We start from the raw sequence: 25,589 nt of genomic DNA on the forward strand, positions 1-25,589 counted from the left end.
TAAAAATAGTTTTTAAAATGATACCAAATATTTAGCCTATTTTGCATTAACTTTTATCAGCAAGGGTGTGCTCTTTCATCTCTATAAGCTTTTTTATCATCTCTTTCATCACCTTTGTGCTAACCTCAGGATTTTGAAATAAAAGTTGTTTAAACTCTTTTTTAGAGATAGTAATAGCGGTAGTTGGTTCAATTGCTCTTACAGATGCAGTCCTTTTAGTATCACCTAAGAGTGCAATCTCACCAAAGTAATCTCTTTCACCCAGAGTAACTGTCTCAATTGAATCAACCTCCGCTACTGCTTTACCTTTTATAAGAATATATAGAGTATCTCCTACTTTGCCCTGTTCAAGTATATACTCATTAGTGGAAAATGATTGTATCTGGGTGGCTTTACCTAAAAGTTTTAAATCTTGATACTTTATATTTTGAAAGAGCGATACTCCATTGAGGTACATCATTCTCTCATATGTTGTAAGTTCATTAGTATTGTTAATGATTTTATCTACCAAAGTAATGACATCGTTATTAGAACTCTCTTTAAACCTATCTAGATTAATATCCTCTATAAGAGTTTTAGGATAGAGTGTAGTTGCTAATAGAGCTGCAGTTGCTATTTCAAGAGATTGGTGAGTTAATAACTTGACAACCAGCAGTTGATTATTATGTTCTATAGGATTCTTATCTCTTTTGTCAATAGCTTTTTTTAGTGATAGTATTTTTTCAGCAATATCCCTATCCATAAAATTTAAACTATCTGCATTCAAAATAAAACTATCATCTACTTGCTTGCCTTTACTAATATTAGCGAGAGTTTTGATCATGCCTTTGTGGTCTTTATAAATTACAAAGAGTAAAGAGAAAAGATCTTTAGCAAGAAGATTAAACTCATTTTTAATTATATATTTTAAAAAAGCTATCTCTCTTGAGCTATCATTGTAAATCGAATTTTCTATATGTAGTAAAGCAGAGAGCTCGCCTAGTAAACTTAAAACTTCTGAGAGAAATTTTTCATTAGAGTTTAAGAGAGAATCCATAATGTTTTTATGAATTTTATCACTTATACAGAATTGCTTTTGAAGAGATTTTATATATTCATCTTCTAGCTCAATATGTTCATCTAATGCATTTTTAATTACTTGTTTATAACTCTCTTGCTGATAGATCCTCTCGCTAGATTTTTCAACACTATTATCAAAGAGTTCACCATTTTGTAACTTGATACTTCTCATAACTGAGAGGTGATCTTTAGCAGATATACCAATCTGTTCACGAAGTTTTTCAAGTATAATCATGCTCCCTTCGTTTAAAATACCCTCTTTCAAAAGATCTTTTACACTCTCTTTGTAAGTATTGAGTCTATCTTTATTATCTCTATTTTTTGTGATGTATGTATAATAAATTTCTTTTAGATTTACAGCGATTGGTTTCTCTGATGTCCATGTACTCAATATTTTAAGTGCAAATCTCTCTTGAATAAAAAAACTCTCTTCTCTAAAAATCTCTTTATACAAAATCATTGAAGAACTTGCTACAATGAGAAAGTAAAAAATTGCATAAGTGATAGGGTATTGCATATATGTTGGTGCTCCAGCGAAGGCATAAAATGCATTAAACGCCATGAATGAAGCTACAGTTTTAACTCTGTGCGAGACAGTCTGATAGTCAGCATTTTTAAATATTTTCTTTTTCCATAAGTAAGTTTCAATGGATGAAAATATAAAGTAGCTAACAAGTGCAAATAGAGCTAACGTCAGTGGAGCTGCTAAAAATGTTGGTATATACGGAGCAAAGAAAAAACCAGGACTTAGGGGTGATAGTTCATTGTAGCTCCAGTCTCCTGAGAAATAGTAAGCAAAGCTTCCTGATTGTAAATAAAAGTAGAAGTAAAAACCTAGTATAAGACCAGTGAATGAGTAAAAAACAAACTTTTTTTGAGTATTAGCTCCTTCTCTCCAATAGTTTGTCTCCATATCGATATCTGGACAGTGTAGTTTACATCCTGTACAGGTAGAACATTTAGAGTTTACTAGGTAGTTTTTTGCGTTTGAGATAGTATAGATTCTCTCAACAACACCAACAGGGCAGAAAAAGTTACACCAACTTTTCCCTGTATAGACTAGGTTAGTGAAAAATGCTGAGAGTATGACAAAGATAAAAAATAGAGCAAGCCATGTGCTATCAAAATTTAAAATAGTTAACCTAAGAGTCAGTGCTAAAAAAAGTAAGAAGTACTGCAAAAAATAAAAATTCTCTTCAAACCATTGTGGTACTTTTCTCTTTTGAATCCAATTAAGGTTTTGAGAAACTTTGGAAAAAAAAGCTAGAGGGCATATATTTCGAAAGTTTGAAAATCCAAAAAGAAGAATTATTAGAGGTAAGAGAGGTATAATAGCAGTCCATACCAGTGATACACTTTTATCGATAAAAAAAAGCATAGGAATGATTGAAACAAACCCTATTACTGATATGACTTTTATACTACTATAAAATATTTTATGCATTTATAGCTCTATTAGTTACTATTTTACCAGAGGAGTGTCATCAAGGTTACCCCATTCTCTCATGGAAGCATCATATATCTTTACATCTTTAAATTTAAGATGCTGTGTAAGTATATACCAGTTCATAGAAGCTTCTAATCCACCTGTACAGTAAGTTATTACTTCTTTATTTTTATTTAGAAAGTTGTTATCTAGATATATGGCTTTTAGCTCACTATCTTTTCTTACTCTGTAGTCAATATCAAATTTATCTCTCCAGTAAGAACTTTTAGCTTTTGGGATATGCCCTAATCTTTTTACACCTGGGGATTGTTTTTTACCATAGTAATATTCACTTGGTCTTGCTTCTATCATAGCTACTTTGCCAATTCTATCGAGTACATAATCCTTATCTACTAAAATATTAGCATCAAAGTTAGCTTTGAAATTACCTCTTTTGGGAGTTGTAGTTTTTTTAGAGATTAGATTATCAAACTCATATTCACTTACCCAGTCAGGGTATCCGCCATTGAGTATAGATACATTCTCTAATCCATTAGCTACGAGTGCTAATGCTATATAACTAGCTTTTAGTATATCTTTGTCAATGTTATGACCATAAAGTACAACTTCAGAGTCATTATTGATACCTAGAGATTGTGCTAGTGTTTGTATATCAGATGAAGAATTAATAAGTTGATACTTACCTACTTGATGTCTAAACTTACCAGCATCAATACTAATGGCATTTGGGATATGTCCTTCGTTAAATACTTTTGTATCTGTTGTGTCGAGAATAACTAAGTTTTTATTGTCTAGTTTCTCTTTGAGCTGCTTTGGTGTTATAAAGGCTTCACTTGAGAAGAGTTGGAGTCCTAAAAGTAAAAGTGAGAGTAAAAATTTCATTTTGTGTCCTTAAGTGTTAAATTATTGTTGTAGTTTAACAGATATAGGAAACATTTTCATTACAATAGTGCCTAGAATTTAAACACTATTGAAAAGTTTATTAAAGTTTAGAAGCAATATCCTTTAGAGCAAAACTTGCATGGTTAAATGCAAGCGCAATGCTACCTTGATCCGTTACAACATCACCTATAGTATAGAGACCTTGAACATTTGTTTCCATAGTCTCTTCATTATATACAGGAACATCCCATTCACCAGTTTTAACGCCAGAGTTTACAAGAAGGTCTTTTGGAGTTGTACCACCAAGTGCATAAACAGCTCTATCATATTCTGATTTTGTGCCATCAGTAAAGTTTACTAGAATTTTTCCATTTTCAGAGGGCTCAACACTCTCTATATCTACACCCATTTTATTAAGGATTTTTCCATTGTCTAGATATTTGGTACACATCTCTGTGTTAAGAGGGTTCATTCTTGTAATATCGGCTTTTCTGTAGTTTAGAGTTACAACACAGTCTTCCATACCTTCTAGTTCCACTAAACCGTAAGCATACTCGCCAGCAGTGTCTCCACCGCCGACTATCATAACATGCTCGCCATTTTGAACTTTTGAAAGATTAAAGTTAAGTAACCCTTTAATCTCTCTTGGAAACTTATACTTTGGTTTATTTGGCTTACCCATACGACCGACTGAGAGAATAACATTTTTTGCTTTCATTTTCTCAATACCTTCAGCTACTTGATCGTGGCCAAAAACCATCTCAAACAGTCCATCTTTATCTTTAGTTACTCTAAAAATATCATGGTTATACTCAAACTTATCAAGTACTCCAGCATCTTTTAGTTTGTCGTCCATCTGCTGGATATACTCTTCTTTAGAACACTCATCAAATGTTACATTACCTGTAAATTCAAACTTGATTCCCATCCAGTCCTTATCTACACGTTTGCCTTTTTTGTAAAACTTATGGATCATGTCATTGTGGTGAGGTGCTTTATCTATTACAATAATATTTTCGATTCCAGCAAGTTTCGCTTCAATAGCAGATGCCATACCACCAGGTCCAGCACCAATAATTGCTATATCTACTACTTTTGAATTATCTTGAATCATTTTTTATCCTTTAAATTTATAAATTCTTTTAGTTTAGAAGTTCATCCACATATGCAATAGCCTGAAGGGCTGCAACAGCACCATCACCTGCCGCACTTACAACCTGCTTAGGAGCTGCTATGCGCATATCACCTGTTGCATATAATCCGGGTACAGATGTTGCCATAGAGATATTTACTATCACTTGACCTTGATCATTCATATCACATAAAAAGCTACCATCTTCTTGAATTAATGTCTCATTATTAACATCATTTCCAACAAATGTAAAGATACCAGGTACCTCTATATCTCTAGTTTCACCATCTTTATTGATTACTCTAAGTCCTGTAACTCCAGCAGTCTCATCACCATAAACTTCATCAGGTGTAGAGTTTAATACAAATTCAATATTTTCTGTATTCTTTGCACGTTTGATTGTATTTGGAGCGGAGCGAAAAGTATCACGTCTATGTATCAGGTAAACTTTTGAGCATATCTTTGCAAGGTAAAGTGCCTCTTCTAACGCAGTGTCTCCACCACCAATTACGGCAACTTCTTTACCCTTATAAAAAAAACCATCACAAGTAGCACAAGTACTGACACCCTTGCCAAAAAACTCATCCTCACCACTAAAGCCAACTCTACGAGGAGAAGAACCCGTTCCGACTATAACACTATGAGCATCAACAGTTTTTCCATCTTCTTTATGAATAGTAAATAGATCACCATCTTTTGTAATACGAGTGACACTTACCATTTCATGGACTAGACCAAATTTTTGACACTGTGCTGGCCATGGCATCATTAAGTCCATTCCTGTAATTTCACCTATGACACCCGGGTAGTTTTCAATCTCTGAAGAGTTAGTAATTTGCCCACCAGGCATACCTTTTTCAAACATAGTTACATTTTCTAGGCCGCCGCGTGTAGTATAGAGGCCAGCAGTAAGTCCAGCTGGTCCACCACCAACTATTGCACAATCTAATATCATATTATTCTTCCTTGGAATTGTTTAGTTTTTCTCATAGTGAATTGACTTGTTGGGACAACTCTTTTAAATTATCTAGTTTTCTTATCATACTATCTTGTTTATAAAGTGAGTTCTTATCTTTTTTTATAATAAATATAGATGGAGACTCATATATATTAAAACGCTGTATAAATTTAAGTGAAGTAGATGTACCTGCTCTTAAAAACGTTGTTGTAGACGTATTTTCTCTAGCCATATTATAGTGATCAATTGCTAAGATATGTATATTTAGATCTGTGTTTGCTAAAAGGTCCATAGTTCCTTTTTCTTTAGAAGAGTAGTATACAACTATATATTTATCTGCTTTTGGGGTGAAAATATTGCTCTTTTCATAAAAAGACCACTCTTTGAAATTTATAAATTTGTATTCAGAAAATTTGTAGTTAAAGTAAGCAAAGGCGATAGCTATCATAGCTGCACCAAAAAAAGAGGCTAAAAGAGTGGAAAGAGAAAAGAGACTCTTGCCGCCTTTTCTTGCCACTTTAAAAAATTACGCTAAAAGAGAGTTGATCTTGTCAGCAAGAGCTTGTTTTGATTGTGCTCCAACAACTTGGTCTACCATTTCTCCATCTTTGAAGAACATAATAGTAGGGATTGAACGGATACCAAACTTAACAGCAATATCTTGCTCTTCATCAGTATTTACTTTACAAATTTTAGCTGTACCATCAAAATCTTCTGCTAATTCTTCAATTACAGGAGCGATCATACGACATGGTCCACACCATGGAGCCCAGAAGTCTACTAAAGAAACACCTTCGCTTAAAGTTGATTCGAAATCTGAACTAGTTAATTCTATATATTTACCCATAAGTAAATCCTTTTTATTGTTTGTATTTGAAGTATTATACAGGGGATTTGATTAATTATATCTTTAGTTATCTCTCTTGAGTAATAATTATGAAAATAATAAGAAGTGCCTATAACAGTAAATATGTTTAAAATCTTAAAAACTTTTTTTGGCGTTTGTTAAAGTAAGCGCACTCAGTATATCCAACTGCTTTTGCCATTTTTACCACTTCTTGGTTAAAGAGACTAACCTGCTCAGGTTTGTGCGCATCAGAACTAAATGTTATGGGAATATCTAAATTATAGGCATCTTTTAAAAGAGATAGAGAAGGATAAGACTCTTTGACATCTTTTCTAAAACCTGCAACATTTATCTCTAAGACCATATCTGCTTTTTTAATGGCTAAAAGAGCATTCTTAGCCATTTGTGAAATATCACCCTTAGGCATAAATTTAAAAACTTTAATAAGGTCTAAATGGCCTACTATGTCAAAAAGTTTTGAGTTTGCCATCTCTTCTATGGTGTCAAAATATTTTTGCCATATTTCATCTATATCCTGTTCATGCCATTTTCCTATAAATTCAGGATTGTCAAATCCCCATCCCTCAATAAAATGTACGGAACCAATGAGATAGTCTACATCTGCATTGAGTACCCTTTGATCCATATGACCCTTGAGGTAATCTACCTCGTAGCCTAAAAGTATCTCTATTTTATCTTGGTACTTTGCCTTGGTAGAGAGAACGTCTTGCTCATACTTTTTCATCTGCTCAAAACTCATGCGGTACTTTGGATCAAAATCCATAGGAGCATGGTCGGAGAAGCCAAAGACAGCTGTTTTAGCCTTAATAGCCGCTTCTACATACTCATCTATTGTGCCCTGGGCATGATTACAAAGTGGAGTGTGGTTGTGAAGATCAACAATCATTTTTCTCTCTCATTTATATATTTTATGTTATTATAGTGATAATTAATAAATTGACCAATTTTACATGGAGAATTTGTATGACTCAAGAAGAATTAGATGCTTTAATGGGTGGCGATGTAGATGAACTTGATACACTTGAAGATGAAGTAGTAGAAGAGTTTGAGCCAGAAGTCAATGAGATAGAGGAGCCTATCAAAAAGGATAAGCCAGAAGCACCATATGGCTACTCTGAAAAGAATGCACACCATTGGCCAGAACCAGCAACTAATGAAAATAAAATGGTTCACCAACTTGATGATGTCACAAAAGAGAGTGAAGAAAAAGCAAGTGAAATTTTTGATATTATTGAAGTCATAAGCAGTGATTTAATGGATAAAGAGGAAAATATTACAAATGTAATAGAAGTATTAAATAGTAATTTAGAACTCTTTAAGACTTTAAGTGAAAAATTTCCTGATGTAGAAGCCTTTAAAATACAATTAGAAAAAAATAATGAAGCACTTAATGATGCGAATTTGACGTTAGAGATGATACAAACAAGCGGAGATTCAATTATGAATGTAATGGATATTATGCAGTATCAAGATATTCATCGTCAAAAAATTGAACGTGTTATAAATGTTATGAGAGCTCTTTCAAAGTATATGAATACTCTCTTTGAGGGCCGTATAGATGATGATAAACGTGTAGCTTCAGCACAACATATCGCTGGTGATACACATAATGATGTGGCTTCTAACGATGACATAGAAGCACTTTTAGCACAGTTTGGACAGTAGTTTAAATTCTTAATCAAGCTACCAACTCTTCTTTGGTAGAATTCCTCAAAATTTATTAGCTATGAGTTTGAAAACTTATAGCACTACAAGAGAAAACATGAAAAAAGTAGAATTACTCTCCCCTGCAGGGTCATTAGAAAAACTAAAAATTGCATTTGACTTTGGTGCCGATGCAGTCTATGGCGGTGTTTCACACTTTTCTCTTCGTATACGCTCTGGAAAAGAGTTTAGTATGGAAGATTTTAAAGAGGGAATAGAATACGCACATGAGCGAGGTAAAAAAGTTTATGTAACTATAAACGGATTTCCTTTTAACTCACAACTCTCCCTCTTGAAAAAGCATATAATAGCAATGGCGGAGTTAAATCCAGATGCATTTATCGTTGCTACTCCAGGTGTTTTAAAATTATGTCATGAGTTAGCTCCTGGTATGCCACTGCACCTCTCTACTCAAGCAAATGTTATGAATGTTCTTGATGCTCAAATATATCATGAGATGGGTGCAACTCGTATTATTACCGCTCGTGAAATTTCTCTTAAAGATTTAAAAGCGATTAAAGCAGAGTTACCAGATTTAGAGCTAGAAGTTTTTGTACATGGATCAATGTGTTTTGCATATAGCGGGCGTTGCCTTATCTCTACACTTCAAAGTGGCCGTGTTCCAAATCGTGGAAGCTGTGCAAATGATTGTCGTTTTGAGTATGAGATGTATGCAGCTAATCCTGATACGGGAACTCTTTTTAGACTTGAAGAGGAAGAGGGTGTTGGTACTTACATTATGAATGCTAAAGATTTAAACTTGGCTTCACATATGCAAGAGATTTTGGATAGTGGTGTTGTAGACTCTGTAAAGATAGAAGGCAGAACAAAAACAGCTTACTATGCTGCTACAACCGCTAAAGCATATAGAATGGCTATTGATGATTATTATGATGGAAAAATCGATAGTGATAGATACCAATATGAGCTGCAATCCTTACAAAATCGTGGCTATACAGACGCTTATTTAGTCTCTCGTCCATTTGAGAGAAATGACACTCAGAGTCTAGATTTTTCTATGCAACTTGGTACTCACCAGGTGAGTGGAATTGTAAACGCAGAGGGTACACACTTTTTATGTAAATATAAGACACTTCCTAATGATGAGATGGAAGTTGTATTTCCACTAGGAAGTGAAGTTGAGATAGTGGATAATGAAACTGGCTCTACTTACGAGAGAGATGGAAAGTTTTTCATGCAACTAAAACATATTAAAGCAAAAAATGGAAAAATCCTTCCAGAGATACATAGTGGTAACACAAATGAGATAGAACTTCCCACCTCATTTCCTGCATATACATTCTTTAGAGTCCCTGCAAATTCTAATATGGGGACAAACCCAAAACACTAATAATTCTTTTAAATATTTTAGTTATAATATTCCTAATTAATCATGATTAGGAGTTTTGTATGTCTGGAAAATACCGTTTAGTTACTAGAAGTGATATGGATGGTTTAGTTTGTGCTGTGATTTTAAAACAGTTAAACCTGATAGATGAAATAAAATTTGTACATCCCAAAGATATGCAAGATGGAACTATTACAATCACTGAAAATGATATTATTACAAATCTTCCCTATGTTGCTCAAGCTTATTTAGTATTTGATCATCATGAGAGTGAAACTATAAGAAATAAGGGCGCCGATAACCACATAATTATTGCGGATGCTCCCTCAGCTGCTCGTGTTGTATATGATTATTATGTTAAAGATAATGACCTCTCAATGATTCGTGAAGATATGATGGTAGCTGTTGATAAAGCAGATGCGGCACAATTTTCTAAAGAAGATATACTTAACCCTAAAGGATGGGATCTACTAAGCTTCTTAATGGATTCTAGAACAGGTCTGGGTAGATTTAGGGAGTTCAGAATATCTAATTATGCACTTATGATGGATCTTATTGATTATTGTCACGACCATGGTATTGATGACATTATGAAACTTCCTGATGTAGCTGAGAGAGTAGAACTCTTTAACAAGTATGCAGAAGACTTTAAAGAGCAACTTCGTAGATGCTCAACTATACATAAAAACTTAGTAGTACTTGATTTAAGAAATGAAGAGACTATTTATCCTGGAAACCGTTTTATGATTTATGCGATGTTCCCACAGACAAATATTTCCATTCATGTAATTATGGGATTTAAAAATCAAAACACTGTTTTTGCAACAGGCAAATCTATCATTGACAGGAGCTCAAAAACAAATGTTGGTGAGTTAATGCTTAGCTATGGTGGTGGTGGACACGGTGCTGCTGGGACATGTCAAATAGATAATGATAAAGCAGAGAGCGTCTTAAAAGAGTTAATTAGTACAATCAATGCCGATGGCTAATTTAAATTATAATTATTAAGGAATCTAGATGAAGTTTGTATCGATTGTTATTGGAAGTAAAAGCGACTATGAGGTAATGAAATCTTGCTCAGATACATTTGAGGCATTTGGGGTTAATTATGAGATGATTATTTCATCTGCTCATCGCTCACCTGAGAGAACAAAAGAGTATGTACTTGATGCGGAGAAAAAAGGCGCTCAAGTTTTCATTGCAGCTGCTGGTATGGCAGCGCATTTAGCGGGCGTTCTTACTTCTAAAACAATCAAGCCAATCATTGGTGTTCCTATGTCAGCTTCAGCACTTTCAGGGATAGATGCACTTCTCTCAACCGTACAGATGCCAGCTGGAATGCCAGTTGCTACAGTAGCTATAGGTAAAGCAGGTGCAATTAACTCAGCATTCTTAGCTATGCAAATATTAGCACTGAATAATGAAGAGTTATCTGTAAAACTAAAAGAAGATAGAATCTCAAAAGCAAAAAAAGTTGAGATGGACTCTTTAGAAATTGAGACTTTAATACAATAGGGATTTATATGAGCTGGATGAGTGATGAAGAGTATATTGAGCTAACAGGGTTAAGTTTATCTGCTATAGAAGACTTAGTGGATCATGGTAAATTGACTATAAAAGTCGAAGATGGCGTTAGATACATTGACCCATCAAAAGGTACAAGAGAGTCTGTCGTTCCAGCTAAACTACAAGAGCTCTCAGAACGCAATACTCATGAGATGATTGTGCAACCTGAGTTTGTTGAAAAAACAATAGGCACCATAATAAATCTTCATGAAAAAGTACTTGACGCTAAAGATGAGACTATCGAGGCCGTCAAAGTAGAAAACAAGTTTCTTCGCGAGGCATTAGAATCCCTTCAAGAACTTTATGATGAAGATAGAAAGACTATTCACACTCTTCAAGAACAACTCAAACTCTCTCAACAAGAAGTAGAGTTTATGCGACGTAAGTATAAGCTTATGTGGAACAAAGCTATCGCTGACCATACTGACTAATTTATGAATATTGATGAAGCGTGCGTCGCATGTATAATAAATCAGAGCATGAAAGTATCAAACGCCATAAACGCAGACGATGAACTCCAAAAAAAACTCACTAATTCAGTTGAGAAGATGAGTGAAGATTTCTCATTTAGTAAATCCCCTCCAGAGATTGCCGCAGACGTATATGAAAAAATGGCGTACTTAGCCAACAAAGCAGACTTATATAAAGAGGTAAAAGAGACGTCGACTAAAAAAGCGCTCTCTTGCGTGCCTGCACTAAAGACTAGACTCAAAAAATCTGATAACAAACTACTTACAGCTACAAAGATAGCAGTTGCAGGAAATGTGATAGATTTAGCCGCAGCAGTAGAGTTTGACTTGGATGAAGAGTTACAAAAAGTTTTTCATACCGATTTTGCGCATAATGATTTTTCTCTTATGCAAAAGAAGATAGAAGAAGCAGAGACTATTTTAATCATTGGCGATAATGTTGGTGAACATATATTTGACCATCTGTTTATAGAGATGCTCAAAGAGCTCTATCCAAGGAAGTCGTACACTTATATGGTAAGAGGTAATCCCATCATTAATGATGTAACGATACTTGAGGCAAAAGAGGCTGGTTTTGATAAACTCTGCACACTTGTAGATAGTGGTGTTAATACCCCTGGTTTTGCTTACACTCATGCAAATGAAGAGTCACAAAAGATCTTTGATGAGGTAGATTTAGTTATCTCTAAGGGAATGGGAAATTATGAGTGCCTAACGCCACCTGTAAGAGAAGGTATATGCTTCTTACTTAAAGTGAAATGTGGAGTTGTTGCAGCTGCTTTAGATAAAGAAGTAGCTGACATTATCTGTAAGGTAGTTTAAGCCTTTTATATTCTCTACTAGTTAGATAGTCTCAATATCTACAAGCTCAACGCGAGAACACTCTTTTTTAAGTAGTTTTCTATTGTTAGCATCCTCTTCGGCTAAGGTCAAAAGATCCGCAAAATCATCTTTTTGAACTTCAAGAGTATAAAGCTCCTTAGTCGTTTCTATGTAAAGTGATGCACTCTCTTTTGAGCCTAGAGATATATTTCTATGTCCTTTTGCAAACTCAGATTTAATGACTTTTAGCACTTTTTCATTTGAGAGTAGTTGTTCTAAAGAGATTTTTTGATTCATATCTCCACTGCATAAAATTTTGTAAGTTATCAGCATATTGCCATCCATAATAGATCTCCTATTTGATGGGACTATTTTACACTAAAAACTCCTTATATAGACTCTTTATGGCATTTTGCAATATTTATCGAGAAAGTTTGAGTTAGTGTTTAAATTTTGAACGATGAAGCTTTTGCTTTTCACCCCATAGTTTATATAACTCTTGATGATTTAGTTTATTGACTCTGCCTATCGCTCTAGCTCTTTTAGAGTTGTTTTTTTCATACTTAACACCTGAAGCTTTAAGCTCATTTTTTTCTATCTTAGCATATTCAAAGTTTTTACTTTTTTGGTTGTACTTGAGTATCTCGCCATCTTGCGTTATAAGCCAATTTAGGTGCTGATTTCCTTGAGCTTTAGCCATAAACGTAGTTCCATCGGCGTTTTTAAGTTCTCTCTCCTTTGTAAAGGCTGGAGCTGAGAAAAGTGAAGTTGTAATGATTAGAGATAAGAGTATAGTTTTCATAAAAATCCTTAGTTTATATTAAGAGACATTATCGAGCCCCTTGATGATACATTTGAAAATAGACCTCCAAATGAGCTCACATTTCCCTGATAAAAAAGTGCGTCTTCATCTCCACCATTACGCCGAAAATCAATAAGACCAGGTTGCGCCTCCACTAAATCAACACCTTTATTTGTTGTACTTGCATTTACGCTGTTGTCGTCAAAATGCGTTTGGGTAAGTTTTGTTTCATCTATCTTCCACAGAGCCATACCACCATTAAAGATACCATCTAAGGAGTAAAGGCCTTTGTCATAGCCACTATTATTGCGATTTTCTAAAAGATAGTAACTTGTTGTTGTGAGTGGAATTTTTATAAGATCATAGTCAACTGAAGAAGTTTGAGTCAATGTTGTGCTTCCTTTAACAGACTTAGGAGTAACCCAATTATTATAGTATTTACTCCAAGCACAAAAGTGTGTAGGTGTATTACCAGGCTTATCTAAACTATTTTGCATACCCCAAGTTCCAGCACCCATAAGACCAAAATTTCCTATTCCTCCAGTAGCACCGTTGTTTGACATATTATAAAGATCAGGAAGATTAAACGCAGAGTGTCCAAGTTCATGTGCAATTATTCCTATAGTTGCATCATGAGGGTTTAAAATATCGTGTTTTTCACCAAATAAGGCGAAATTACCTTTTTCTTCGCATCCCATAAGAGAGACACTATCCAAAGTAGGAATTATATTCGAATTTTCTATGCAGGATTCATGTGCCCAAATACTATTAATATCACTTCCTATTGTCTCATATGCATCTTCAAATCCTGCAATTATGAATATCAAGTTTAATTCATCTCTTGTTATATGGCCATTAGCATCTTTATCATAATTTGAAAAATCTATATTTGAGTCAAGCTTCTTTAAGGCATCTGATAAACCACTATATACAGTGTCCGCAAAATAATCTGAGTTATCAGTTATTAGGTTTGGGTGATTTATATTTAATTTGACAGATGCCACACCATTATTTATTATACCGCTACTCTCAACTACTTTTGAGAATTCAAAATTATTATTACTTACTTCAAGATAGTAGTGGTTTAGTTGATGCGGACTTTTACCAAAAAGCTTATCACTCCAGACTTGTTCTGAGGAACTAATTGATTGATTATTGTAACTAACAAGAACTGCCAACATCGGTATGGATGATTTGGCAACAGCATTACTAGGTGCTCCCAATGTGGTATCTGTTGTTTGTTCTTGAGTTGTAGTGACATTTGTATCAACATTTTCTGATGAGCTTACTCCTCCACATCCAATAAAAAAGAGAAGAGATAGTAAAAGTAGTATTGTTTTTATCATAAAATAGCCATTCATTTTCCCTAATTATACAGTGAGCTTTATTAATAAACAAGCCCTACCAAGATATAATTACAAAATTTTAAACTGTCTAGGAAATACAATGATAACTTTTAGCGAGATGTTACTAAAACTACAAGAATTTTGGATGAATGAGGGGTGTAACATTGTACAGCCTTATGATATTCCAGCGGGAGCGGGGACTTTTCACCCTGCCACTTTTCTTCGTTCTTTAGACTCAACTCCTTGGGCTACAGCTTATGTAGCACCATCTCGTCGTCCAACAGATGGGCGTTATGGAGAAAATCCAAACAGACTTGGTTCATACTATCAGTTTCAAGCGCTTATAAAACCATCACCAGATAACATTCAAGAGCTCTATTTAAAATCTTTAGAGTATCTAGGTCTTGACGTATCTAAGCACGATATCCGTTTCATAGAAGATAACTGGGAATCACCAACTCTTGGAGCTTGGGGTCTTGGCTGGGAAGTTTGGCTAAATGGTATGGAAGTAACGCAGTTTACATACTTTCAACAAGTTGGCGGGATAGAGTGTAATCCCGTGGCAGTTGAGATTACTTATGGAACAGAGCGTTTAGCTATGTATCTTCAGGGTGTGGACACTATCTTTGACATAGTATGGAACGAAGATAAAAATGGAAACAAAACACTCTATAAAGACGTACATAAAGAGAGTGAAATAGAGTTCTCAAAGTATAACTTTGAAGTTGCAGATACTGATATGTTGTTTGCGGAGTTTGAAGCTAAGAGTAATGAGTGTTCACGCACACTTGAAGCTGGTCTTCCTCTTCCCGCTTATGACCTTTGTATGATGGTTTCAAATGTATTTAATGTTTTAGATGCAAGAAAAGCTATCTCACAAACTGAACGCCAGAACTATATGTTGAAAATTCGTGAACTATCAAAAGGGTGCGCGGAACTTTATAAAGCTCAAGAAGAAGATAGAAACAAAAGAGTTAATGCCTAAATATATGTCAATATGACATATCAATAAAAGTAAATATATTTTTTGGATATAGTTTAAAAAATGAACTATAGACAAAGAGGAAAGTATGAAACTCACAAAAGAGCAAGCGTCGAAGTTTGAAAAACTTGGTATCAGTAGTTACTCTGAACTTGCTCTTATCATTCCCCACTCTTATGAAGATCTCAGACTTCATGAAAAACTCACTCCACATACGTTTCAACTTATAGACGCGACCGTTGAGTCAGTTTATCGCGCACCAAATAGTATTCAAGTAACTTTTTTTGCACATAATTTTGCTCACAGTATAACTGGCGTTTTGTTTCGTCCTAAGCCTTATATGATGCATCAGTTTCAAGTGGGAAGTCGTGACTACTACTATGGAATGATAGAGTGTAAAGTAGGACAATGCAGTATGAGCATGCCTAAAAAAATGACGACTATTGGAGAGATAACGCCAAAGTATAAGTGTGGACTTAGAAGTGACGCAATGTGGCGTTTTATACAAAAAGAGTTAAAGGTGAAAAAGCTTTTAGAAGAGGGTATCCCACAAAATATAGCTGAAGAGATTTTGAAGTTTCACTTTGATGGAGAAGCGTTTATAACAAAAGAGGAGCTACAAAGTAGTTCTCTTGAAGCACTCAAGTTTATAGAATTGCACGGCTATATGAAAGTACTTGCGAGTAAACGCAGGTACTTTGAGCCACTTGTTTCAAAAAGGAGTGAATATGACTCATGGAGCAAAACACTCCCTTTTGAGCTAACGCCTGAGCAAAAAACCACTATAGATGATATAAAAGAGGATTTTTCTAAAAACATAGCTTCTAAAAGAATGATAGTTGGCGATGTGGGAAGTGGCAAGACTATGGTTATATTAGCTTCAGCGTTTATGATGGCACCAAATAGGTCTATACTCATGGCTCCAACAACTATCCTTGCAAATCAAATCTTTGAAGAGGCGCAGAAGTTTTTACCTGCATTAAAAGTTGCACTTGTGACAAACAAGAGTAAGAAGCTTGATTTGAGTGAATATGATTTTATCATAGGGACGCATGCTCTACTTTATAGAGAACTTCCCTCAACGGCTTTAGTTATGGTAGATGAGCAACACCGTTTTGGAACACAGCAGAGAAATATGCTCGAGAAGTTAGTGAGCGAGGGTGCGAAAAAACCGCACTTCCTTCAGTTCTCAGCAACACCAATTCCTAGAACGCAGGCGATGATAGAATCAGCCCACATAGACGTAAGTCTTATAACCTCTACTCCATTTACAAAAGACATAGATTCAAAAGTGATACATAAGAGTGATTTTCAAGAGTTGTTAAAGCGCATAAAAGAAGAGATAGATAAAAATAACCAAGTACTTATAGTCTATCCGCTAGTAGAGCAGAGTGAAGTTTTAGAGTACCAAAGCATAGAAGAGGCTCGAGGATACTGGGAGAAAAATTTTGCTAACGTATATGTAACGCATGGAAAAGATAAGGAAAAAGAGCAGGTGCTTTTAGACTTTAGAGAAAATGGAAATATTCTAATCTCGACTACTGTTGTTGAGGTTGGTATATCTTTGCCTCGTCTTACCACTGTAGTTATAGTAGGGGCGGAGAGACTAGGCCTTTCAACTCTGCATCAGCTTAGAGGTCGCGTTAGTAGAACGGGACTTAAAGGCTACTGCTATCTTTATACAAATCAAGAGAAGTCTGAGCGTTTAGAGGAGTTCGTAAAGACTACAAGTGGTTTTGACATAGCAAATTTGGATTTGAAGTTTAGAAAAAGTGGGGACCTGTTAAAAGGTTCAAACCAGAGCGGAAATCAATTTAAGTGGTTTGATTTCGCTACTGATGAAGAGGTTGTAAAGGCTGTGAAAAAATCTATAAATCCTTAGTTACTTTTACTATAAAATGATTTTAGATATAATTTTGACAATTAATGCAAGGAGCTATTATGACAATGCCAGTAAATTTGCATCCTCAATATATAACTAATGATAATGGAGAAAAAGTATCTGTAGTTATAGATATGAAAGAGTTTCAAAGTATGTTAGAAGATATAGAAGACTTAACTGCCATAGCAGATAGAAAAGATGAAGAAACAACATCACATGCAAAGTTTTTAGAAGAGTTAAGAGCAGATGGCACTCTATAGTATAAAATGGAAACTATCAGCTAAAAAAGAACTTCGTAAACTAGATAAAAAAGAGATACCAAGAATTATAGAAGCAGTAGAAAACCTAGCTTTAAATCCTCATCCATCAAATCATAAAAAATTATTAGGTAGTGAGCATAACTTTAGAATTAGAGTTGGCAATTATAGAGTTGTTTATTTTATAGAAAATAATGAGCTTTTAATTGAAATCATTAGAGTTAGGCACAGAAAAGATGCTTATAGTATAAAATAATGATGATTATTTTATTCATAAACAATTATACCTTCCTTTATTAAATTAAAATTAGAATATATTTTTACTAAGCTAGATAGTCTTGTTAAGGAATTACATACCTAAAACAGTGTTTATGGAGTATCTCATATCATCATCAAGATTATCCATAGAACTTAGCATCCATCTTAGATAACCCGCATCTTCGCGAGCTACTTCAGCTAACTCTTTTCCCTTGTGTTTTCCAAATCTAAATGTTTTAACTAAAATAGGTGTGTTTGTTAAATCTACCATTTTTTCAACTGGATTTTCACTTGGATAAGCTTCGCTAACAGCAAGCTTTAGTTTAGAGAGAAGAAGTTTTAAAACAAGTACATCACCTATGGCATCATGTGCTTTTACAACTATGCCAAGTGCATCTGCTTCTTTTTTCTCTTCTTTATAAAGCTCCATTTTATAACGAAAGTACTGAAGTCTGTGAGCATCTTCATCTGGGAGTATATGCTTAGCCACACGAAGAGTGTCTATCACTTTCATTTGAGTGTCAAAGCCCTCTTTTTCTAGCATCTTCAAATCAAAAGGAGCGTTATGGATTATCATATAATTATCTTCAGTGTTAAGCTCTAGCAGTCTCTTGTAGGCTGAAGTCTCAACACAAGTTGGTTTGCCCTCAATCAGTTCTTGCGTTATGCCATGAACTTCCATCGCTCCATAACTTATGGGAACATCTGATGAGTTAAACTCATTGTGTACTTCTACCTCTTTTGCACCAAGGACTATATAACCTAGTTGTATGACTCTATCACTCTCTGCCGTTCCTGTTGTTTCTGTATCTAAAATTATATATTTTGCCATTAGTTTTACTCTTTTTTATTGTTTAATATTCTTCTATGAAAATGTAACAAAATTTCGCTTAGTATATCTATACTTTTGCTATAATCTCTCTTTATTTGAAGAGGATATTTATGATAAACGAACTTATATTGAACTACCTAATTATTTTTGTGTTTTTAGAGATTTATGAAGTATGGTGGCAAAAGGCAAACACTGTTATGGGAATGTTAGCTAAGATGTACCAGCACTACAGCAAAAATATTTTCCTATTTTTTATCATGCATCCGACATTTTACTTTGCAATTTTCTTTATGATGATGAGTGATTATAATGGATATGGCATTACACTTTTTTTGATAAAAACTGCTGATATGGTTTTGAAGTTAATCCTTATAAAACAGATATTTATAGACAAAGAGATATCTAAAGAGTTGACTTTAGCTATTCTCGCTCCTCTTCATCCACTCCTTCCTTACATAGGAATTGGACTCTATCCACCACTGATATATATGGCACTTATGTAGATATTGGTTTAAATTTTTAGAGAAAAGATAGCAGTAGAACCCTTTTTTAAACCATCACTCGTAAGTTGAATATCGCCATCAAGAAGATTAGCCATTTTTTTACTCAAAGAGAGGCCTAAACCTGAGCCCTTATGTTTTTTTTGCATAATGTTTTGAACTTGGGTAAAGTCACTAAAAAGCTTGCTAATGTCATCTTGAGATAGCCCAATTCCACTATCTTCTACCACTATATATAAAGAACTATTTTTATTATATACACTCAGTTTTACATAACCGCTAGAAGTGAATTTTATCGCATTTGAGAGCAGGTTAAGAATGATTTGCTGAAACATTTTAGAATCAGTTTGAATCCTCTTCTCTCCTAGCTTATCACTTATAAGCTCAAAAGCTATCTCTTTATCATCTGCAAGTGGTCGTAGCATGTCATAACAGTTTTGCACGAGTTCTAAAATATCCACATCTTTGATGTGTGTCTCCATCTTTCCAGCTTCAATTTTTGCAATGTCGAGTATCTCATTTATCATACTCAGAAGATACTCAGCAGATGACTCAATACTAGCAACGGAGTCTTGCTGATTTTCTGTAAGCTCTTCATAAGAGATGAGGTTTTGAGAGAATCCAATTATTGCATTTAGGGGAGTGCGAAGCTCATGTGACATATTTGATATAAATGCTGATTTTGCTTTTGAGACTGCTGTTGTAGTGTTTATAAGTCTTATCCTTTCAAGTTGAAGAGTAATCATACTTACGATAGAAGCATAAAAGTTTCGTTCATTCTCATCATCTATATTTTTTACAATCAATGAGATTGATCCGAAATACTCTTTAATATCTTTTTCAAAATTTGTTACATAAATATCTATAGAGTTTTGGTCTTTATTTTTGTGGAAATAGAGATCATTTTTGTTTGTAAGTTTTTGGATCTCTTGAATGGATGTCTCTATACACTCCTGCTCATCTTGCGTTTGAATAATAGTGTTAAATATCTCTATTAGTTGTATGAAACGCTGGAGTCTTACTCTATTTTCTGTCTCTAAAGTTTTTAGAGCATCGGAGGTAGTTTCAAGCATCTTGTTAAATGAATCAGCAAGTGTTGCTATCTCGTCTTGCGTGTTAATTGTAAGTTTTGTCGCATAGTTATGCTCTTTTGTAATTGTATCGGTAACTTTTGTGAGTTGCTGTATCGGTTTTACTATCTCTTTGGCGTATCTTATAGAGACTATTATAATGATAAGCAGTATAAGTGCAGATGTGTAGAGTATAAACCTTGTAAAATCATAGAGCATGCCTAAAGCTATATCTTTGTTAACGCCATAGACTAGATAGAAGCTTTCTAAGAATGAAGAGATCTTCTTATAGACTATCACATGTTCATCCGTTATGACACTCTCTATGTCTTTTTGAATACTGAACTTTAGATGGGCATCATCTCCTACACTAAAAGAAGAATTTGGATTTATAAGATAAGAGTGTATGCCCTCTTGTTTATGAAGATACTTATGTAGATTTAAAAGATTGTACTTTAAGACTAAATGACCTAATGTTTTTCTTTTATTAAAAGAGCTATATATGCTTGAGTAGATGTAGAGATATTTATCAACTATAGAGAAGCCACTTTCGTTTTTTAAAGGAAGTTGATGAAATCTCTGGGATAGGCTCATAATATTTGAAGATGAGACAATGTTTGCACTCTTATCGACAACAAGCATCTCTATATCTAAGTCATAATCTGCTACTTTTTTACTAAGAAGATTTGATATGCGTTTATCTATATCTTCGGCTAATATATCATCCATAATCTCAAGTGAACTCAAAAAGTTAATCTCTTTTTGCATTGATTTAAGATGTGCCTCTATGCGTTTTACCACTACTTCAGTTTGATTTATCTGCTCAGTTATGATTTTATCAAGCATCTTATTTTCACCCAAAAAGAGTGTGTAGCTTAAAAGGGCCAAGAAAGGTAAAACACTAATACTTATAAAGCTAAAGAGAAGTCTGTTCTTGAGAGATTTTTGTAAAAAATGAAACATCACTCACTCCATCTATATAAAACTTTAAGACTCTCATCTATATTTTTTACATCCATATAGCTAATAGCCCCATCGACTTTATTTATAAAGGCTTTTATACTCTTTTGAGAGTTCATAATCATTGGAGGACGATGGCCTTGATAGTGCTGTTTTGTCCAGTAGGATTTGAGTCTGGGGCGACTCATTTTTAATATATTTTTCTCAAAACTATCTCTAAGTGCATTTGGAGATTTAAGATTGATAGGGACTACTTGCACATCGTTTATAAAAGCTATTTTTTTGAGAAATATGGCTTTTATCTCTCCATGGGAGAGCTCTTTCATATTTTTGTTTGCTACGACTGCATACTCATCTGCATAGAGGTTTATAGATATAAATAAAAATATACTAAAGAGGTATAGAGTAGTTTTTTTCATCAAAACATCATTGAAAATGATAACTTAAGGTTATCAGATTGAGAAAGGGTATGAAACTGGTACTCACTCTTGATTGCAATAGGGTAGAGTGGTCTATAGGTATACCCAACTATTAACATTTCACCAGATCTATTTATGAACTTCTCACTATAAGCTTCTGCTCTAACTATACCAATATGCTTTTGTGTAAAACGGTATAACCCTTGAAGGTATAGAGCATAGTCTGTTGTAAATTCACTTTTAGATCTTTGTGAACCAAGCTCACCCATTATTTGATACATATCACTATCATACTTCATACTCAGGTGGGCATAGTATCGCTCTGGCTCTTTTAAGTCATCTTTTTGAAACCTGTACTTATCTTCAGCTTCTTCGTCATTTTCTTCACTCTCTTCCTCTTTTTCATCCTCCTCATATTCATCATCATCTTCGAAGTAGTACTCTATGATATTGAAAACACCAGCATTGAATTTCATACTAAAGTTATCATGTGTAAAAGTCATACCAATACCAAAGTGTTCATCAATCCTATAGTTGTTGTAAGTGGGGTCTAAATCACTATTTTTTTGAATCATTAGATCCAAAGTGTATTCATTTTCAGCAAAACTACTATAAGTAGCACCCATACCAGTAGTGTACTGAGGAAAGACAAGATAGGATGTATTTGGATTTGAGCTTGTTGCTCTAAGAACATTTACAGGGAGTAGGTTCCAGTAACCAATGGGTGAGTTGTACTTACCAACTCTTACAAGTGAGTTTTCATTAAAGTTATAGTCTACATAGAGTCTTTCAGTATGAAGATAAGTGTCCTGCTCAATTGAGGTCTCTTTGTAGTCATCACTATTTGGATTGTTTTTTGGTGGAGTTCTTTGAAGTTCTGTCTCCACATAAAACTCTTTAAACTCAAACTCTGCCATATAGGAAAACTTATCATAAGAGCCATAGGCTAGAAGTGCTATATCATCAACTCTATATTTTTGAGAGGTTTGAGTCTTTTTATAATCGAGTGAGAAGTAACCACCTATATAAAGAGGAAAAGAGGCTACCTGCATACCTTTGCCAAGTTCATAACTACTTTGCTCTAACTCCTCTGCACTAAGGGAGAGCATAAAAACAAAAAAAATAATTAAAATTTTCTTCAAAAAAAGTCCTAACATGATAAATATGCTGATATGCTAACATGATTTATGTGAATATGTTTTAAAATATATTCGAAATATTCAATCTTCATTAAATCTTCATAAAACTATTTTAAACTTACATAATTAAAAATTAGGAGTACAAAATGAGAGGATTATATTTAACAAGTTTTATAGTTGCTACATTAGTATTGAGTGGATGTGGGGGAAGTTCAGATAGTAGCAGTGAGAGTAACGAAGCTACTCAAAGTAGTTCAACTATTACTGTAGAGAGGGGTCCTATTCTTGGAGCAACAGTAGTTGATTCAGAGGGAAAAGTTGCAAAAGAAGATGCTAATGGTCGCTATATATTTACTCCAGCTCCTCTTTACCCTATTATCGTAAGTGGTGGTGTTATAGATATGGATAGAGATGGGAGTATAAGTATAGGCGATGTGAAGAATGATTATAAGCTCAGTACAACATCGGGGAGTGTCGTAACTATGGCTACTACAATGGCGGTAAATCCAGCAACAAAACTGAAGTTAGAGACACTTGCTAGTAGTTTTGGATTGTCGCTTGATGATGTAATGAGCAAAACACCAACAGAGTCTAAAGAGATAGAAGCCATTTCAAACATTCTATATAAGTATGCAAAAGATAATAATATTTCAGATTTACTAGATAGTAGTGATGAGAAAATACTTAACTTTGATATCGCAGCAATTACCTTAGATATAAAAGAGACATTTGATGCTTATGAAGCTGAGGGAGATGAGCATGATTCTAAAGAGACTGAAGAAGAACTGATGAATGCCATAGCTTATGGTGTCTCTATTTTAGACTCAGATGGAGTGAGTGAAGCACTAAGTGGTTTTGGGGAGATTGATGATGATTTAGTACAGAGTTTATCTCAAGAGCTTTTAGTAATGAAGAGCGAGTATGAGTCTGAATATGGAGATTTAGACTATGAAGAGAGTGATGGGGATGATTATGTGCATAACCAAGGGTTGGACTGTATGGCCTGTCATGGAACGAATCCTACTGCACTTTTTGAAAGTGAGGATGAAGATGATGAGTCAGATGATCATGATGATGAAAATGAAAATGAGTCTGAAGAGAATGATGAGCAGTTTACATCGGGTGCTACTATTTATAGAACTCTTAATGCAGCCAATGGAGTTACAAATGTGGCAAGTGGTTACTCTTTAAGATTAGTGCTTGAAAACACTAATGCAGTAATAAATTATAGATTAGGTCAAGGTAATGGAAATGTAAACGCGACCTTTGATGAAGGGACAGTAAATAGTTATACTGCTCATGTAATAGACCCAGAGGGGAATATTGTAAATAGCTCTCTTAGCAATTCTCATGATTTATCTAGACTTGCATGTAATAGCTGTCATACATCTGCTGGAGCTAATGGAGCACCGGGAAGAATAGTCTCTTTTAACTACTCTACCCCAGAAGCTGAAGTTCAAACACCTGTAGTTACACCTGAGGTAAATAGTACGACAGAAACTACACCTACTACTACAGTTGTAAAAAAATCTTTTGCAAATGATGTCATGCCAATATTTGAGGCTAAATGTAAGATTTGTCATGGAAATAGTGGAAATTTTAGTGTAACTACAGCTGCAGTAACATATATGAGTATTAATGCTTTTGGTGGGACAAATATAGCAACACCAACAAGTTCATCTATCTTAACAAAAGCAACTGGAGTTGCTCATGATGGTGGGGTTATATTCAGTAATACGTCAGCTGAGTATGCTACCATAAGGGATTGGATTTTTGAGGGTGCGTTAAATAACTAAAGGGGGCTTTATGAAAAATAGCATTTATTATCTTGTATTTTTGGCTTTTACAACTCTTCTCATCGGTTGTGGTGAGAGTGAAGATGAAACTGTTCTTACAACTACTCAAGGTTGGCACTATCAAGGGAGAGATTGTTTAGGGTGTCATAATATTGACTTAAAAGAGGAGAAGCATCTTCTCTTTGGAGGGACACTCTATAAAAGTGAAAATGTTACAGACCAGAATGACTTAGATAGTGTCTGTGGTGGTAACTTTATAATTAACTTTTTGGATAGTAGTTTTCAAACCATATACAGCTCAAAAGATTATGTAGATGAGAACTCACCGGGATATAATGCAAAAGGAAACCTTTTTGTGCTCCAAAGAGAGCTTCCTCTAATCAGTGCTGGAGAATACAGAATCCAAATTACAGATGAAAATGGGATTGTGATGGCTATAGAAGAACATACATTTAATTCACAACCTTATGACATCAACAACCCAGCAAACAGTCAAAATAATGTCTCGTGTAATGCATGTCATGGTATAGGTAAAAAAGAAGACCCTATTTATGTTGAAATAAATGCAAATCTTTGTAAATAAAGGATAAAAAATGAAAAAATTAATAACACTACTATTTTTAACTCTTTCGCTCTTGGCAGCTCCAAAAGTTGGTGATAAAGCAGTTTCGTTTGAACTGCCAAATCTTTATGATGCTAGTAAAAAATCACTCAATAGTGACTTTGAAGGCAAGGTAATCTTACTTAATATTTGGGCTAGTTGGTGTCCTGGCTGTAAAGAGGAGATGCCACTCTTTGTGAAACTTCAAGAGGAGTTTGATAAAAAAGATTTTTCAATTGTTCTAGCTAACATAGATTCTGAAGCTATAAACGCCATCTCATTTTTAGAAGAAGTGGATGATGATGCGATACTTACCGCACTCTATGATGAGTCTAAAAAACTACCAAAAGAGTACAGATGTATAGGTTTGCCATCTTCATATCTTATTGATAAGAGTGGGACTATTGTAGAGGTTTATGTTGGGGCTTTAAATGAGAATGCGATAGTAAAGTTAAAAGAGAAGATTAAAAATCTTATAGGAAAGTAGAT

The 25,589-nt window shown here is 34.4% G+C and carries 28 protein-coding genes; 14 read left to right on the forward strand and 14 right to left on the reverse strand.

What is annotated here, in order from left to right; all coding sequences use genetic code 11:
• Positions 1–46 precede the first annotated feature (46 nt).
• From GJV85_RS02105 to GJV85_RS02135, 7 genes are all read right to left on the reverse strand, one after another.
• The gene (locus tag GJV85_RS02105; protein ID WP_207562229.1) at positions 47–2,503 is read right to left on the reverse strand and encodes a cyclic nucleotide-binding domain-containing protein; all 2,457 of its coding nucleotides are present in this window, start codon (positions 2,501–2,503) and stop codon (positions 47–49) included.
• A gap of 18 nt (positions 2,504–2,521) precedes the next feature.
• Positions 2,522–3,388 (reverse strand): sulfurtransferase, encoded by an 867-nt coding sequence (locus GJV85_RS02110; RefSeq protein WP_207562230.1) that lies wholly within the window; start codon positions 3,386–3,388, stop codon positions 2,522–2,524.
• A 100-nt stretch (positions 3,389–3,488) separates the two neighbouring features.
• Positions 3,489–4,502 carry an NAD(P)-binding domain-containing protein gene (locus tag GJV85_RS02115; protein WP_207562231.1) on the reverse strand — a complete coding sequence of 338 codons (1,014 nt, stop codon included), beginning with the start codon at positions 4,500–4,502 and terminating at the stop codon, positions 3,489–3,491.
• 28 nt (positions 4,503–4,530) lie between these two features.
• Positions 4,531–5,472: an NAD(P)/FAD-dependent oxidoreductase gene (locus tag GJV85_RS02120; RefSeq protein WP_207563113.1), complete on the reverse strand. Its 942-nt coding sequence runs from the start codon at positions 5,470–5,472 to the stop codon at positions 4,531–4,533.
• 34 nt (positions 5,473–5,506) lie between these two features.
• Positions 5,507–5,995 carry a hypothetical protein gene (locus GJV85_RS02125; RefSeq protein ID WP_207562232.1) on the reverse strand — a complete coding sequence of 163 codons (489 nt, stop codon included), beginning with the start codon at positions 5,993–5,995 and terminating at the stop codon, positions 5,507–5,509.
• Positions 5,996–6,004: 9 nt separating this feature from the next.
• Positions 6,005–6,325 carry a thioredoxin gene (gene trxA, locus GJV85_RS02130; protein WP_207562233.1) on the reverse strand — a complete coding sequence of 107 codons (321 nt, stop codon included), beginning with the start codon at positions 6,323–6,325 and terminating at the stop codon, positions 6,005–6,007.
• A gap of 127 nt (positions 6,326–6,452) precedes the next feature.
• A complete protein-coding gene (locus tag GJV85_RS02135; protein ID WP_207562234.1) occupies positions 6,453–7,232 on the reverse strand; it encodes a histidinol-phosphatase in 780 nt (259 codons plus the stop codon).
• Positions 7,233–7,309: 77 nt separating this feature from the next.
• Between GJV85_RS02135 and GJV85_RS02140 the strand changes: the two genes are divergently transcribed.
• The 6 genes from GJV85_RS02140 (at position 7,310) to GJV85_RS02165 (ending at position 12,256) form a co-directional block, all read left to right on the forward strand.
• Entirely contained in the window at positions 7,310–8,011 is a 702-nt protein-coding gene (locus tag GJV85_RS02140; protein WP_207562235.1) for a chemotaxis protein, read from the forward strand.
• 97 nt (positions 8,012–8,108) lie between these two features.
• Entirely contained in the window at positions 8,109–9,401 is a 1,293-nt protein-coding gene (locus GJV85_RS02145) for a peptidase U32 family protein (protein WP_207562236.1), read from the forward strand.
• Between the two features lie 59 nt (positions 9,402–9,460).
• Entirely contained in the window at positions 9,461–10,387 is a 927-nt protein-coding gene (locus GJV85_RS02150; protein WP_207562237.1) for an exopolyphosphatase, read from the forward strand.
• 28 nt (positions 10,388–10,415) lie between these two features.
• Entirely contained in the window at positions 10,416–10,913 is a 498-nt protein-coding gene (purE, locus tag GJV85_RS02155) for a 5-(carboxyamino)imidazole ribonucleotide mutase (RefSeq protein ID WP_207562238.1), read from the forward strand.
• Between the two features lie 8 nt (positions 10,914–10,921).
• On the forward strand, positions 10,922–11,395 hold the full coding sequence (locus GJV85_RS02160; protein ID WP_207562239.1) for a DUF3972 domain-containing protein: 474 nt from the start codon (positions 10,922–10,924) through the stop codon (positions 11,393–11,395).
• A 3-nt stretch (positions 11,396–11,398) separates the two neighbouring features.
• Positions 11,399–12,256 (forward strand): damage-control phosphatase ARMT1 family protein, encoded by an 858-nt coding sequence (locus tag GJV85_RS02165; protein WP_207562240.1) that lies wholly within the window; start codon positions 11,399–11,401, stop codon positions 12,254–12,256.
• A 21-nt stretch (positions 12,257–12,277) separates the two neighbouring features.
• Here GJV85_RS02165 and GJV85_RS02170 read toward each other — a convergent pair whose 3' ends face one another.
• From GJV85_RS02170 to GJV85_RS02180, 3 genes are all read right to left on the reverse strand, one after another.
• The gene (locus GJV85_RS02170; RefSeq protein ID WP_207562241.1) at positions 12,278–12,601 is read right to left on the reverse strand and encodes a hypothetical protein; all 324 of its coding nucleotides are present in this window, start codon (positions 12,599–12,601) and stop codon (positions 12,278–12,280) included.
• A gap of 94 nt (positions 12,602–12,695) precedes the next feature.
• Complete coding sequence (locus GJV85_RS02175; protein ID WP_207562242.1) at positions 12,696–13,058, reverse strand: hypothetical protein; 363 nt, start codon at positions 13,056–13,058, stop codon at positions 12,696–12,698.
• 8 nt (positions 13,059–13,066) lie between these two features.
• Complete coding sequence (locus GJV85_RS02180) at positions 13,067–14,404, reverse strand: M6 family metalloprotease domain-containing protein (RefSeq protein ID WP_207562243.1); 1,338 nt, start codon at positions 14,402–14,404, stop codon at positions 13,067–13,069.
• A gap of 100 nt (positions 14,405–14,504) precedes the next feature.
• On the opposite strand from GJV85_RS02180, the gene glyQ reads away from it, so the two are divergent.
• The 4 genes from glyQ to GJV85_RS02200 all read left to right on the forward strand — a co-directional run bounded on the left by glyQ (position 14,505) and on the right by GJV85_RS02200 (position 17,781).
• Entirely contained in the window at positions 14,505–15,389 is an 885-nt protein-coding gene (glyQ, locus tag GJV85_RS02185; RefSeq protein WP_207562244.1) for a glycine--tRNA ligase subunit alpha, read from the forward strand.
• 85 nt (positions 15,390–15,474) lie between these two features.
• The gene (gene recG / locus GJV85_RS02190) at positions 15,475–17,268 is read left to right on the forward strand and encodes an ATP-dependent DNA helicase RecG (protein WP_207562245.1); all 1,794 of its coding nucleotides are present in this window, start codon (positions 15,475–15,477) and stop codon (positions 17,266–17,268) included.
• A gap of 59 nt (positions 17,269–17,327) precedes the next feature.
• Positions 17,328–17,528 (forward strand): hypothetical protein, encoded by a 201-nt coding sequence (locus GJV85_RS02195; RefSeq protein ID WP_207562246.1) that lies wholly within the window; start codon positions 17,328–17,330, stop codon positions 17,526–17,528.
• A complete protein-coding gene (locus GJV85_RS02200; RefSeq protein ID WP_207562247.1) occupies positions 17,515–17,781 on the forward strand; it encodes a type II toxin-antitoxin system RelE family toxin in 267 nt (88 codons plus the stop codon). The genes GJV85_RS02195 and GJV85_RS02200 overlap by 14 nt, the downstream gene beginning before the upstream one ends.
• A gap of 93 nt (positions 17,782–17,874) precedes the next feature.
• On the opposite strand, the gene GJV85_RS02205 is transcribed toward GJV85_RS02200, so the two are convergent.
• Positions 17,875–18,615, reverse strand: coding sequence for an exonuclease domain-containing protein (locus GJV85_RS02205; protein WP_207562248.1), 741 nt, complete (start codon positions 18,613–18,615; stop codon positions 17,875–17,877).
• A 110-nt stretch (positions 18,616–18,725) separates the two neighbouring features.
• Here GJV85_RS02205 and GJV85_RS02210 point away from each other — a divergent pair, with 110 nt between their 5' ends.
• Entirely contained in the window at positions 18,726–19,118 is a 393-nt protein-coding gene (locus GJV85_RS02210; RefSeq protein WP_207562249.1) for a hypothetical protein, read from the forward strand.
• A gap of 8 nt (positions 19,119–19,126) precedes the next feature.
• Here GJV85_RS02210 and GJV85_RS02215 read toward each other — a convergent pair whose 3' ends face one another.
• From GJV85_RS02215 to GJV85_RS02225, 3 genes are read right to left on the reverse strand one after another with little or no spacing between them, the layout of a single operon-like run.
• Entirely contained in the window at positions 19,127–21,148 is a 2,022-nt protein-coding gene (locus GJV85_RS02215) for a sensor histidine kinase (protein ID WP_207562250.1), read from the reverse strand.
• Positions 21,148–21,564, reverse strand: a complete 417-nt coding sequence (locus tag GJV85_RS02220; protein WP_207562251.1) for a hypothetical protein — start codon at positions 21,562–21,564, stop codon at positions 21,148–21,150. The genes GJV85_RS02215 and GJV85_RS02220 overlap by 1 nt, the downstream gene beginning before the upstream one ends.
• Positions 21,564–22,706 (reverse strand): hypothetical protein, encoded by a 1,143-nt coding sequence (locus GJV85_RS02225; protein ID WP_207562252.1) that lies wholly within the window; start codon positions 22,704–22,706, stop codon positions 21,564–21,566. Before GJV85_RS02225 ends, GJV85_RS02220 begins: the two co-directional genes overlap by 1 nt.
• Positions 22,707–22,849: 143 nt before the next feature.
• Between GJV85_RS02225 and GJV85_RS02230 the strand changes: the two genes are divergently transcribed.
• The 3 genes from GJV85_RS02230 to GJV85_RS02240 are packed head-to-tail and all read left to right on the forward strand — an operon-like array spanning position 22,850 to position 25,587.
• A complete protein-coding gene (locus tag GJV85_RS02230) occupies positions 22,850–24,499 on the forward strand; it encodes a hypothetical protein (RefSeq protein ID WP_207562253.1) in 1,650 nt (549 codons plus the stop codon).
• Between the two features lie 10 nt (positions 24,500–24,509).
• A complete protein-coding gene (locus GJV85_RS02235; protein ID WP_207562254.1) occupies positions 24,510–25,082 on the forward strand; it encodes a hypothetical protein in 573 nt (190 codons plus the stop codon).
• A gap of 10 nt (positions 25,083–25,092) precedes the next feature.
• On the forward strand, positions 25,093–25,587 hold the full coding sequence (locus GJV85_RS02240) for a TlpA family protein disulfide reductase (protein WP_207562255.1): 495 nt from the start codon (positions 25,093–25,095) through the stop codon (positions 25,585–25,587).
• Positions 25,588–25,589 lie beyond the last annotated feature (2 nt).

The sequence above is a fragment of the Sulfurimonas aquatica genome (assembly GCF_017357825.1).
In the GTDB taxonomy this organism is placed as follows: domain Bacteria; phylum Campylobacterota; class Campylobacteria; order Campylobacterales; family Sulfurimonadaceae; genus Sulfurimonas; species Sulfurimonas aquatica.